Origin of the sequence: Enterococcus sp. 125944, assembly GCF_051909435.1 — a bacterium.
GTDB lineage: Bacteria > Bacillota > Bacilli > Lactobacillales > Enterococcaceae > Enterococcus_D > Enterococcus_D gallinarum.
Genome location: NZ_JBQASY010000024.1, coordinates 1 through 12,797 on the forward strand (window position 1 = coordinate 1; position 12,797 = coordinate 12,797).

Genomic DNA, 12,797 nt, shown 5'->3' on the forward strand with positions numbered 1-12,797 from the left:
TCTTCGGGTTTTCGGTCTGTACTGAAATCAAGGTATTATTGGGAATCCCAGCTTAAATCATAGATACCGTAAGGGATTTTATTCTTTATTTAAAACTTTGCAACAGAACCGTGGAACGTTTCTCACGTCTGATTATGGAATATGGATATTGGCCAGGCAAGGGAAAGGTTTTTATATTCAAATTATCGAAATGGGCGCAGAGTATAAGGAGAATTTCACCAATTCAACTTTGCTTTCCCTGGCGTTCATTGTATATTTAGATGAAAGCGTATTTAGGAGGTAGATCGAATGGAAAATAAAGGAACCTCAGTCAGAAGTCTTTTGTTGCGCTATTTAAATAATCAGAAAAAACAAGACAATAATTACTTTATTGCACAGGCGATTCTAAGAAGTTTTTCGAAAATCCCTAAGATGACCATTTATGAACTCGCAGAAGAATGTTTTGTGTCGACTGCAGCGATTTCGCGATTCACTCGAATTTTGGCTTTTTCGTCTTATACGGAATTCAAACAAGCGGTTGAAAAAGAGATCGATATCGTCAGCGATTATTCCAAAAAAGTGATCCAGCCCGTGGAACAATGGGAGGAATTTCTGGACGAATTCACCTCAAATCTTTTGATCAATTTGAGGTACGCCAAAGAACAGCTCTCGGTTTCAGAAATTGAAACAGTGGTCTCTGCGATTCATGAAACAGAAAATGTTGCTTTGTTTGGCTTAGAATTTGCTGCTTTTATGGGACAGCATTTGCAAAGCAAATTAGCAAGCATGGATAAAATTATTCGGATTGGTTTTACAGTGGAAGAACAATTAAAAATTGTGGAAGAAAGCTCGCCAGATAGCTTGGTTTTGATTTTTTCGATGGAGGGTGGTTTCTTTTACTTTAGTGAAAAAGTGATTGCAGCCTTGAAGAAAAAGGGAATCAAAATTATCGTCTTTACGTTTAAGCATTCTCCAATCATTGAACGAAGTGCAGACCAAATTATCCTCTGTGGAGAGATCAACGAAAACACCGAAGGACGGATTGCTATTCTATACATGATGGAGTTACTGATTTATATGTATATGAAAAAGTTCTATTTGCCTCAATAGTTTCATATTTTGAAACAAGACCTTTGTGTTTGAAACCAGAGGTCTTGTTTTGTTGTCGTTAGAATTAATTCTGAATGGTATCGTTTTCTTATAAGGGAAAGGTGGAAGGAACAATGGTTAAAAAAGATTTTTATTGGGGGGCATCAACCTCAGCATTTCAAGTAGAAGGAGGCTTTGGTGAAGGTGGAAAAGGGATTGCAACAACAGATGTGCGTCACGTACCGGAGGGAATTGCTGATTCAAAAGTAGCATCAGATCAGTATCATCATCTATTAGAAGATGTTGAGTTAATGGATGAACTAGGAATTAATCTCTATCGTTTTTCCTTTAATTGGACTCGAATCATGGGGGATGGATATCAGGTCAATCAAGAAGGAATCGAATTTTACAATCAGTTGATTGACGCTTGTCTTGAAAAAGGAATCACCCCTTTTCCAACGTTATACCATTTTGAAATGCCACAAGCTTTTGTGGAGGATTTTGGTGGTTGGCGTTCCCGAAAATGTATTGATCTCTTTGTCAAATATGCTGAAGTCTGTTTTGAAAACTTTGGAGATAGAGTCAAACTTTGGGGAACGATTAACGAGCAATTGATTGCGACTGCTGCTTCAGATTTGAATGGGAATCACGAGTCTGATCCTAATAAAAAAATGAAACAAATGTATCAAATGAGCTATCACATGTCTCTTGCAGAAAAAAAAGCAATTGCCCGTTTTAGAGAGATTGTTAAGAATGGTAAGATTGGTCCAGTTTGTTCGATGCAAGTGGTGTATCCAGAAACTCCGGCACCAGCTGATATTTTGGCATCAAAAAATGCTGAAGACTTTCTGCAAAATTGTTTTCTTGATATGTCTGTTTTGGGACGCTATCCTAAAAGTTATCAGCATTACTTAACAAAAAAAGGCTGGTTTCCGGAAACTAAACCGGATGATGATGAGATTCTTCGCCAAAATAAGCCTGATTTAATCGGTATCAATTACTACGCAAGTACCTGCATCCGATCATTAAAGCCAAAAGAAGATACGAGTAAGTTGCCACCCTTTTACCGCAACGAATTATTTACATTAGGTACAAATACCTATCTGGAGAAGACGAAATGGATGGAATTTGGAATTGATCCTGAAGGGCTATATATCGGGATGAGAGATGTCTATGAACGTTATGGTTTGCCAATGATTGTCACTGAAAATGGCCTAGCTTATTCTGATGTTCTTGAAGATGGAAAGATTCATGATGATTATAGAATTGATTATTTAGAAAATCATATCGCACAATGTGAACGCTTCATTGAGGAAGGATATCCTTTATTGGGATATAGTCCGTGGTCTTTATTAGATCTCGTTAGTTCACATCAGGGCTTTAAAAAACGTTATGGTCTTATTTATGTGGATAGAACAGATACTGATTTGAAAGAATGCAGTAGAATTCCAAAAGACAGTTTCTATTGGTACAAAAAGAGAATCTTTAACCAATAAGTTGACATGATAGATATGGAAAATGAAAATTGTTTTGCAAACTGGCTCTGGGTAGATTGGTTTAGTAAAAAAATTCGGATGACTCCAATTTTCTTACTTAAGGTAGAAAAAGTAAAAGTTTTATTTACAAGAGATTTGGTAAAGGAAGGAATGGAATAAATGACAAAATTTATTGCTAGATTAACAGCTGTATCTGAGAAAATTGCTAACAATACCTTGTTGCAGATTATAACTGGTGCTTTTATGATGATGCTACCAATTACTATGACAGGAGGATTTGCAGGACTTTTTAATGGTATTTCCTATGAACCATATCAAAAAATTTTAACTTCATTTGGTATTAAGCCAATATTGTCAGTAATTTACCAGTGGACATCTGGTACGATTGGTTTGTATCTTGCATTTTTCGTTGCCTATTCATTTGCACAGAAAAAAGATATTTCCAGTTCAAAGCTTATTGTAGGGATTACTTCATTTATTTGTTTTTTTATCATTACACCATACACAGTACCGTCAGAACCAGTTGCAACGAGTTCTTTACCGCTTAATTGGTTAGGTAGTTCTGGTATGTTCAGCTCGTTTCTTGTCGCTTTCATTGTAGGTTCAATTTTCGTTTTGTGTAAAAAATACCATTTGGGAATTAAGTTACCGGATCAGGTTCCAGCATATATTGCCGAACAATTTACGGCGTTAATTCCAGTTATTCTTTCCACAATTGTATTCGGGTTAATTAGTTATAGTTTTTCAATCACCTCATTTGGCTCATTTCATCAGTTTGTCTACACATTAATTGGAACACCTCTGAATGCTTTAGGATCTAATATTTGGGGGCTTTGGATTCTCCAAATTATCATGTATGGTCTATGGTTTTTTGGTATTCATGGAGGAATGACAATTGGTCCCGTTCTTATGACATTGTTTATGCAACTACAATTGGAAAATTTGACAGCGTATCAAGCAGGAAAACCGTTGCCTCATATGTTTATTGGAGATACTCTCAGTTTTGGTACTGGATCTCTCCCATTGTTAGTAGCTATCTTGATTTTTGCTAAATCAGAAGTGAATCGTTCAATTGGGAAACTTAGTTTAGTACCAGCTATTTTCGGAGTTGATGAACCAGCATACTTTGGAATCCCCATGATTTTAAATCCAATCTTTTTCATTCCTTGGGTTCTCATCGCGCCAACATTATCTGTAATTGGAACGCATTTCTTAAAAGTAGTTGGTCTTCTAGGATATAGTACAGGAGCAGGTGGACAAAATACTGCGAGTTTACCATTTTTTATTGGAAATTGGGTAAATTACGGACTTCAAGGCTTAATCTGGGGTTTCATATTATTTGTAATTGTCACTATCTCTTATATTCCATTTGTGAAAGCTTACGATAAACAGAAATTTGATGAAGAAAACTCAAAAACTACAAAATAAGGTGGAGAAAAATGAAACTTTTGATTCAAAGTGATGACTTTGGGATAACTCGAGCTGTTTCACAGGGCTGTATTTTTGGAATTCAAAATGGTGTCATAAAAAATACAGGAATGTTTACCAACATGCCATGGATTGAAGAATGTGTGTTTTTGTTGAAGCCATATATAAATGATATTGCTTTTGGTATTGACTTAAACTTGTCAACTGGATCTTCTTTATTATCGCATTCTGTTATCCCAAATTTAACAAAATTAAACGGTCAATTTTTAACAAGCTATGAAAATCGTCAGTTAGATTGTGAGGAAAATGGGTTTGATCACTTAGCAGATTTTAGTGGGCAAGTATATGATGAATTTAAAGCGCAAATTGAAAAATACATTCAGTTAGTGGGAAAAAAGCCAGACTATATTCACAACCATGCGTATGGTACAGCAACTATCGATACAGTAACAAAAAGACTAGCTAAGGAGTATGATGTCATTTGCACATTGCAATTGATGGAAAAAAATGTGGTGAAGCAAGCTGGAATGGGATGGTATATGCCCGGTGATGCCCAAAGCCAATTGAGCGGAAATCTCACAAACTATATTATTGAAGATAAAGGTAAACTAATCGGCTCAGAATATGGGTATCTAATTTCTCATTGTGGTTATCTAGATGCTGAAATTTTTCAGCTCTCAAGTTTCAATACTTGCCGAGCTATGGACTTACAAGCGTTAACCAGCAATGATGTTAAAGAGTGGATTGAAAATAATCAAATTGAGTTGATTACTTTTAAAGAATTGCCAGATAGTTGGAAGAAATGAGGCTTTGATATTTTCTTATCTATGGAAATATTTATATGATAAAATCTCATTTTTTAATAAAAATCTTGAGTAACTGAGGTTGCGAGAAGAATTCTATCAAGGAAAAATCAGGTTTTATATAATAGATTTCAATAGGAAGCAAGCTGATGATTTGGTGACTTTAGATTTTAAAATAAAAAAAGGAGAACATTATGATTGAACTAGATAAAAGTCCGTACAATTTAACAGTACAACAAATTCAGAAAATACAAAGATTAATTGCCAGTATGAGTAACGAAGCAAAAATTGGTCAGCTTTTTTTCGTGATTGGACAATCAGGTTCTGTAAAGGAATTGACGGCTTTTATTAAGAAATACCAACCGGGAGGAATGATGTATCGCCCCGACAATGCTGAAAAGCTGAAGGATCAGCTAAGAGCAGTCCAAGATGCCAGCACGATACCGTTGTTTCTTTCCGCAAATTTAGAGCCAGGTGGGAATGGTATTCTTACGGAAGGGACATGGGTCGGTAATCCTATGCAGATCGCCGCTACAGATTGCACCGAAAATGCCTATTACTTAGGAAAAATTGCTGGGCTGGAAGCGGCTCGAATTGGTATTAATATGGCTTTTTCACCGATTGTCGATATTGATTATAACTTCAAGAACCCAATCACGAATACTCGCACATTTGGAAGTGATCAAAAACGAATTATTCGCATGGCTCAAGCGCAGATAGACGGTTTTTCTGAGAGTAACATCATTCCAGTGATCAAGCATTTTCCTGGGGATGGTGTTGATGAAAGGGATCAACATTTACTGAGTTCGATCAATTCACTCTCCGCGAATGAGTGGATGGAATCGTATGGGACTATTTATCGACAGTTTATTGAAAAAAACGTCAGCTGTATCATGGTGGGACACATTTATCAGCCTGCGTGGGAGCGAAAACTTTCACCAACGATCAAAGAAACCGAATTGATGCCTGCTTCTTGCTCGAAACTTCTAGTTAACGGGTTACTAAGAGATACACTGGGCTTCAATGGTTTGGCTATCACTGATGCAACACCAATGGTCGGTTACACGACGATCATGCCTCATAGAGAGCGACTCGTTGCTTCAATCAATGCAGGAATCGATATGTTGCTTTTTAATAAAAATATTGATGAAGATTATGAAGTGATCGCATCTGCTGTAAAAGAGGGAAGCATTCGTATGGAACGTTTGGATGAAGCAGTCGCACGAATTTTAGCAGTCAAGATGTACCATGGTTTATTTACTGAAGTAAGGGAAGAGACAGTCAATAGTACTCCTAAAAGTGTCATCGATCGTACTGAATATCAGTGGGTAACGAAAAAAATTGCTGATGAGTCGATTACATTGGTCAAAGACAGAGAAAAACACTTACCACTCACCCCACAACGATACCCTCGAATCCGACTCGTTATTTTGGGTGATTCTGACGACGGTGGATTTAAAGAGGGAGGACGAGTCGGTCCGCTTTTTAAAGCTGGATTAGAAGCTGCTGGATTTGAAGTCAATCTTTTCGATAATCAACAATTGGATTTCCAAGAGGTTTTCGAGGCAGGGGTTGAGGATCTTAGAAATAAATTTGATTTGGCATTGTATGTTGCTAATGTTGAGACCGCCAGCAATCAGACAACAGTTCGTTTGGATTGGAATCATTTGATGGCCGCAAATGCTCCCTGGTATGAAAAGGATCTCCCTACCATTTTTGTTTCTACTGCCAATCCCTATCACCTATTTGACATCCCTTATGTTTCAACTTTTATCAATGCGTATACAGGAAATCCAGAAACAGTGGAGGCTGTAATCCAGAAATTGCTAGGGAAAGAACCGTTTAAAGGTAAGAGCCCGATCGATCCATTTTGTGGGGACTTTTTAGCTAGAGCAAAATAACTTTTATAATAAGGCGGAGAAAAAATGAGACAAAATCGATTACTGAATGATGGCTGGCAATTTCACTTAGGTGAGATAGAAGAGCCAATGAAAACAGTCAGAAAAGCCGCAGCTATCGGTGGCTTGGCAGCTCCGCTTGAAAATGAAGCGGGGGATACTGTTTTGATAGGTGCTGGTGGAGAACATTTTCTACGGCTGATTGCTCAAGGTGATCGTGAAAAAGGCTTGAGAATGTTGGTGAACACTGCTTTGGAAAGTGAACTTGACGAAGATTGGGTATCTGTTGATCTCCCTCATGATTGGAAAAATGAACTTCCGTATGTTAATGATCCCGATTTACTGATGAGTGGATCAAAGCCAGATGGCATTGCCTATTACCGTAAGACTTTTGCGTTAACTCCAGATGAAGTGAACGAAAAGCAAGTGACTCTCCACTTTATGGGCGTCATGCGTATGGCATCTGTCTGGTTTAATGGTGTATTTCTAGGTGATCATTACAGTGGATACTCTGATTTTTCTTTTGATGTCTCTGAACTGATACGCATCGGCTCAGAGGGAGTGAATGTGGTGTTGATCAAAGTGGATACGACGAAAGGCGCGGAAGGCTGGTGGTATGAGGGAGCAGGTATATATAAGGATGTATATTTAGAAATAAAACCAAAGCTTCAGATTGTGGCAGAAGCATCGTTTATCGAAACAACTGAAATAAACCAGCAGGAAGCGCTCCTTAAAATCACCATTGGTCTTGCTAACCATCATTTTGAGAAAAAACAAAAGATAACGATCAAAAGTCAGGTGGCTGATCAACAAAATATCCATGAGTGTAACGTAGATCCTTTGGCGACAACAGAATGGAGTTATTGCCAAAAAATCTGCGCGCCTCAGCTATGGTCTCTCGAGAATCCACATCTATACCAAGCTACTTTTCAACTATTTGATGGCGAGAACCAAATCGATGACTATCAGCTTTGTTTTGGTATTAGGACAGTCGCATATACTACGAAAGGTTTTCTGCTTAATGGGGAACGTAAAGAATTAAGAGGGGTCTGTGAGCATCAAGACTTTGGTGGTCTAGGTGTCGCATTACCAAAAGATATTTTACGGTATAAGCTGTTGAAAATGAAAGAAATGGGGGTAAACGCCTATCGCAGTGCACATCACTTTGCTTCCAAAGATCTCCTTGAATTATGTGATGAATTAGGTATCATCGTTATGAACGAGAACCGCATCTTGGAATCTAGTGAGTGGCGGACAAATGAGCTGGTAAAAATGGTGAAGCAAACACGTAATCATCCTTCTCTTTGTTTTTGGTCCCTTTGTAATGAAGAGGTGATTGGTCATACGCCGCTTGCTTACCGAATTGCACAAAAATTAGCAGCTGTGATCCGAACCCATACTTCGCAAAGTCTCATTGTTTCAGCGGAATTACTTAATCCTGCTGGTCAGGTGGATGCTTCTTATATGCGTATTTTTGATGTGAACGGGGTCAATTATCCTGAGTCTGCTGTAAATGGGACAGGTTTAGTTGCTGTAAAGGAAAAGTATCCGCTATTTTCATATCTTAGTACGGAAAGTGCTTCTTACTTTTCGACAAGAGGGGTCTATCAAGACAACAGCGAAAAATGTCATACTTCAAACTTTGGTTCTCTTTATTCTATGGTCTTACCTGGGAAACGAAAGCCTGAAGAGCCAGGAACCGGTGGTACGGCTAAACCGAAAGAAGTACTGCGTTACTTAGAAGAACATGCCTATATGGGAGGTGTCTTCTTGTGGACATTTATGGATTACTACGGTGAGCCAGCACCGTTTCACTGGCCTGGAATCAGTTCTCAATTTGGAATTACAGATACGGTCGGATTTGAAAAGGATTCTTTTTATTATTATCAATCAAGGTGGACTGAAACACCAATGGTTCATGTGTTTCCTCACTGGAACAAAGAAGGGTTAACAATTGACCAAGGGGTTACGGAGGTGAGGACTTTTTCTAATTGTCATACTGTTGAGTTGTTTCTGAACGGGAAGAGTTTTGGAAAGAAAAAAAATGATAAAGATGGCCTATCTTGGCATATTCCTTATGAACCAGGTTGTTTAAAAGCCATTGGTGTCAAAGAGGAACAAACAATTGAAGCAACTCGAAAAACAAGCGGTCCGACTGATTCTGTCACAGTTAAAGAACGATTCTGTGGAGCGGACTACTCTCTATTTGAGATCCAAGGAATCGATTCAGAAGGGATCGAGGTGCCAACTGCAGACGAACTTGTAGCGGTTTTGGTAAAAAATGGAACAATCCTCGGACTTGCTAATGGCGATCCCGCAGATCTAGACGGGTATAATTGCCAAGAGAAAAAACTTTTTTCAGGAAAATTAATGGCAATCATAAAAAAAGAACCAGGAAAAGTACCGCTTATCCAAGCAGCACTAAAAAAAGGAAAATAGCATTATAAAAATGTAAGTAATTTGAAAAAGTCAATGTTAGATGGTGACTTTGACGAAGGAACCATTACTATTTCTAGTGGAATAGAGTTTATTAAGTAAATTAAGAGTTGTAGTGATATATATAAGAATTAATGGGCGACGTTAGAAGCAGAAATTATAATTGAAATTTAGGAGAGCAAGTGGGTATAGACGATAAGTCTATTGATAACAAGTTACAAAAGGTGTTCAGAAAATGATGATATGCTCCCTATGGTTCTGTTGCAAAGTTTTAAATAAAGAATAAAATCCCTTACGGTATCTATGATTTAAGCTGGGATTCCCAATAATACCTTGATTTCAGTACAGACCGAAAACCCGAAGAGAGTGCCTTCTTTTCGGGTTTTCTTATATAATCCTAGAATGGCTTCCATGCCTTTAATCGTGGTAGAGGCAGTGCGTAAACTTCGATAGAATTTATTGCGTCTCTTTACTGGACGATGGTCTTGTTCAATCAAATTATTCAGGTATTTAATGGTACGATGTTCTGTCCCTTGATAAAAGCCGTATTCTTTTAGTTTCTTAAAGGCACTTGTAATAGAGGGGGCTTTATCTGTGACTACAACCTTCGGTTCATCAAACTGCTTCACTAACCGCTTAAGAAAAGCATAGGCTGCTTGTGTGTCCCGTTTTTTACGTAACCAAATATCCAAGGTTAAACCATCTGCATCGATGGCTCGATACAAATAATGCCATTTTCCTTTAATTTTGATGTACGTTTCATCCATTTTCCATGAATAAAAGGATTTTTTATTTTTCTTTTTCCAAATTTGATAAAGTAGTTTGCCATATTCTTGCACCCAACGATAAATCGTTGTATGAGAAACGTTAATGCCACGATCATATAAGATTTCTTGAACTTCACGATAGCTAAGGTTATAACGAAGATAGTAGCCCACGGCTACAATAATCACATCCTGCTGAATTTGCTTTCCTTTAAAATGATTCATCGTCATTCCTCCTGCTATCTTTTTCTATTATTCTACCTTATTTGATAGTAGATTTAAAACTTTGCAACAGAACCAAAAAAGGCTGCAGTCTTTCGGAAGAAATGAATTAGAAGTGAAAAAGAAAGAAAGTTTATTGAAAAAAGTGATCGGGCAATTAGAAGATCCAATGATTATCGTACTATTGATCGCTGCTTTTCTTTCTTATGTTTCCAGCGGTTTTGAAGACTGGATCGATTCCGTCATTATTTTGTTGATCGTCGTGATCAATGCCATCATTTCGATCTCACAAGAAAACAATGCCAATAAATCCTTGGAAGCATTACAAAAAATGTCAGCCCCGTTGGCTAAAGTGATTCGCAATGGGAAACTGGAACATGTTGAAACAGCTACTCTTGTTCCGGGAGATATCATTGAATTAGAAGCTGGCGATTTAGTACCAGCGGATGTGCGGATCTTGTCAGCAGCCAATCTAAAAGCAGATGAATCTGCCATGACAGGTGAATCAGTTCCTGTGAACAAAAAAGCACTAGAAGCATTGCCTGAAGATACTGTTTTAGCTGATCGCAAGAACATGCTGATTTCCTCCACAGTGATCACTAATGGGCGTGCAACTTGTGTCGTTACTAGTACCGGGATGAAAACGGAAGTTGGCCGTATTGCGAACATGTTGATCTCTGAAGATGACAATACGACACCGCTACAACGAAAAATGGCAGAAATCTCAAAATTGTTATCGATTATCTGTTTAGGGATCTGTGTCCTGATGTTTATCGTAGGTCTTTTATACAGTCGGCCAATTCTTGAAATCTTCATGATGGCTGTTTCCCTTGGGGTAGCGGCTATTCCCGAAGGACTGGCGGCCATCGTTACGATTGTTCTGGCATTAGGTGTCCAACGATTGGTGAAACGTCATGCCATCGTGAAGAAGCTACCTGCAGTCGAAACTTTGGGGGCTGCTTCAGTGATCTGCAGTGATAAAACGGGTACAATGACGCAAAACAAAATGACCGTAGTTGAAACCTTCGTTCATGGATCGGCAACCCCGCAGCAACTATTGGTCATCGGAGCATTGTGTAATGATTCTAAGTTAACGGTCAATGGCAGTGAGTTCCAAGTGACCGGCGACCCGACAGAAATCGCATTTGTCAGCAAAGCGTACGAAGAAAATTTAGACAAAAATGAGTTAGAAGCAAACATGCCTCGTGTGGCTGAGATTCCTTTTGATTCGGAACGCAAATTGATGAGCACGATCCATAAAACCGAACAAGGCTATCGCGTCATGGTCAAAGGAGCACCTGATGTTTTGCTGAAACGCTGTAGGGTTGATGAAGCAGAAGCTCAAAAAATTGCTGCTAAAAATGCTGATATGGCATCAAATGCCTTGCGCGTTCTAGGTGTTGCATATAAAGACATTACTGAAGTGCCCGAAGAGCTGACTTCAGAAGACATCGAGAACCATTTGACATTTGTCGGGTTAGTCGGAATGATCGATCCTCCCCGTCAAGAAGTCAAAGAAGCGGTGGCTCAATGTTACGATGCAGGGATTCGCCCCGTCATGATCACTGGTGACCACAAATTGACTGCGGTTGCAATCGCCAAAGAATTGACTATTTTCCGCTCTGGAAATCTAGCCATGACAGGTTCAGAACTGGACATGATGCCGCAAGAAATATTGGAAGAAGTAGAAAAGTATTCTGTCTATGCGCGAGTTTCGCCTGAACATAAAATGCGGATCGTTAAGGCTTGGCAGGCAAAAGGCATGGTCGTCGCCATGACAGGTGATGGTGTCAATGATGCGCCTGCCTTGAAAGTAGCCGATATTGGTTGTGCGATGGGAATCACCGGGACGGATGTGGCTAAAGGGGCAGCGGATATGATCTTGACGGATGATAACTTTGCCACGATCGTCCATGCGGTCGAACAAGGAAGAGGGATCTTCTCCAATATCAAGAAATCGATTCAGTATTTATTGAGTTGTAATATCGGTGAAATCATCACGATTTTCGTTGCAACTGCATTGAATTTCCATCAGATGCCATTAGTTGCGATCCAACTCCTCTGGTTGAACCTAGTCACTGATTCACTACCTGCATTGGCTTTAGGAATGGAACCAGTTGAGCCAGGCGTGATGAAACAAAAACCTCGCGATTCCCGGAAAAGCATTTTTGCTGATGGCTTTGCTGCAAGTATAATCTTTTACGGCGTTTTGGTAGGAGCAATCACGTTGGCAGCTTATTGGTTAGGGGAATACGTCTTGTCAGATCCAACCGTTGCTGACGGCACAGCAAATACGATGGCATTTGCTACACTTGTCTTTGGGGAATTGACTCGTGCGTTTGCTGTCCGCAGCGAAACACGTTCTATTTTCAGCATTGGTGTCTTCTCCAACAGTGCGATGAATAAAGCCTTTCTAGTCAGCTTAGCTTTGCAGTTGGCGGTCTTGTTCATTCCATTCTTGCAAGAAATTTTCAAAGTTTGACAGGAATTGAATGGGTGATCGTGATTCTGCTCTCATTAGTCCCACTGATTGTTAGTGAATTGACCAAAGCTTTTCGCAGCAAAGAAGCGAAAGTTTTAGAAGGCAAACTTTCAATGTAAAAAAGATCTTCACTGATTTATCGGCATTTTCCTTCAAGTCATATACCTGTGTAACGATCAGGTATATGACTTTATTCGTAA

At 38.9% G+C, this 12,797-nt stretch carries 9 protein-coding genes; 8 read left to right on the forward strand and 1 reads right to left on the reverse strand.

Translation table 11 applies throughout. From position 1 onward, the window contains the following. Positions 1-288 precede the first annotated feature (288 nt). From ACTFWY_RS15685 to ACTFWY_RS15710, 6 genes are all read left to right on the forward strand, one after another. On the forward strand, positions 289-1,089 hold the full coding sequence (locus ACTFWY_RS15685) for a MurR/RpiR family transcriptional regulator (RefSeq protein ID WP_029486209.1): 801 nt from the start codon (positions 289-291) through the stop codon (positions 1,087-1,089). A 113-nt stretch (positions 1,090-1,202) separates the two neighbouring features. Next, a complete protein-coding gene (locus ACTFWY_RS15690) occupies positions 1,203-2,564 on the forward strand; it encodes a glycoside hydrolase family 1 protein (protein WP_060815621.1) in 1,362 nt (453 codons plus the stop codon). 159 nt (positions 2,565-2,723) lie between these two features. Beyond that, on the forward strand, positions 2,724-3,992 hold the full coding sequence (locus ACTFWY_RS15695) for a PTS sugar transporter subunit IIC (protein WP_060815623.1): 1,269 nt from the start codon (positions 2,724-2,726) through the stop codon (positions 3,990-3,992). An 11-nt stretch (positions 3,993-4,003) separates the two neighbouring features. Beyond that, a complete protein-coding gene (locus tag ACTFWY_RS15700; RefSeq protein WP_060815625.1) occupies positions 4,004-4,798 on the forward strand; it encodes a ChbG/HpnK family deacetylase in 795 nt (264 codons plus the stop codon). 191 nt (positions 4,799-4,989) lie between these two features. Continuing rightward, positions 4,990-6,696: a glycoside hydrolase family 3 protein gene (locus ACTFWY_RS15705; RefSeq protein ID WP_439927337.1), complete on the forward strand. Its 1,707-nt coding sequence runs from the start codon at positions 4,990-4,992 to the stop codon at positions 6,694-6,696. 24 nt (positions 6,697-6,720) lie between these two features. Then, a complete protein-coding gene (locus tag ACTFWY_RS15710) occupies positions 6,721-9,132 on the forward strand; it encodes a glycoside hydrolase family 2 TIM barrel-domain containing protein (RefSeq protein WP_439927335.1) in 2,412 nt (803 codons plus the stop codon). Positions 9,133-9,437: 305 nt separating this feature from the next. On the opposite strand, the gene ACTFWY_RS15715 is transcribed toward ACTFWY_RS15710, so the two are convergent. Continuing rightward, the gene (locus ACTFWY_RS15715) at positions 9,438-10,118 is read right to left on the reverse strand and encodes an IS6-like element IS1216 family transposase (RefSeq protein WP_439939962.1); all 681 of its coding nucleotides are present in this window, start codon (positions 10,116-10,118) and stop codon (positions 9,438-9,440) included. A gap of 112 nt (positions 10,119-10,230) precedes the next feature. Here ACTFWY_RS15715 and ACTFWY_RS15720 point away from each other — a divergent pair, with 112 nt between their 5' ends. Beyond that, on the forward strand, positions 10,231-12,597 hold the full coding sequence (locus ACTFWY_RS15720) for a cation-translocating P-type ATPase (RefSeq protein ID WP_439927258.1): 2,367 nt from the start codon (positions 10,231-10,233) through the stop codon (positions 12,595-12,597). Continuing rightward, positions 12,594-12,716, forward strand: coding sequence for a hypothetical protein (locus ACTFWY_RS15725; protein ID WP_255210091.1), 123 nt, complete (start codon positions 12,594-12,596; stop codon positions 12,714-12,716). Before ACTFWY_RS15720 ends, ACTFWY_RS15725 begins: the two co-directional genes overlap by 4 nt. The last annotated feature ends 81 nt before the right edge of the window (positions 12,717-12,797 follow it).

Coding starts and splice junctions, on each gene's coding strand:
- ACTFWY_RS15685 (WP_029486209.1), top strand. CDS start 289: ATGGAAAATAAAGGAACCTCAGTCAGAAGTCTTTTGTTGCGCTATTTA.
- ACTFWY_RS15690 (WP_060815621.1), top strand. CDS start 1,203: ATGGTTAAAAAAGATTTTTATTGGGGGGCATCAACCTCAGCATTTCAA.
- ACTFWY_RS15695 (WP_060815623.1), top strand. CDS start 2,724: ATGACAAAATTTATTGCTAGATTAACAGCTGTATCTGAGAAAATTGCT.
- ACTFWY_RS15700 (WP_060815625.1), top strand. CDS start 4,004: ATGAAACTTTTGATTCAAAGTGATGACTTTGGGATAACTCGAGCTGTT.
- ACTFWY_RS15705 (WP_439927337.1), top strand. CDS start 4,990: ATGATTGAACTAGATAAAAGTCCGTACAATTTAACAGTACAACAAATT.
- ACTFWY_RS15710 (WP_439927335.1), top strand. CDS start 6,721: ATGAGACAAAATCGATTACTGAATGATGGCTGGCAATTTCACTTAGGT.
- ACTFWY_RS15715 (WP_439939962.1), bottom strand. CDS start 10,118: ATGAATCATTTTAAAGGAAAGCAAATTCAGCAGGATGTGATTATTGTA.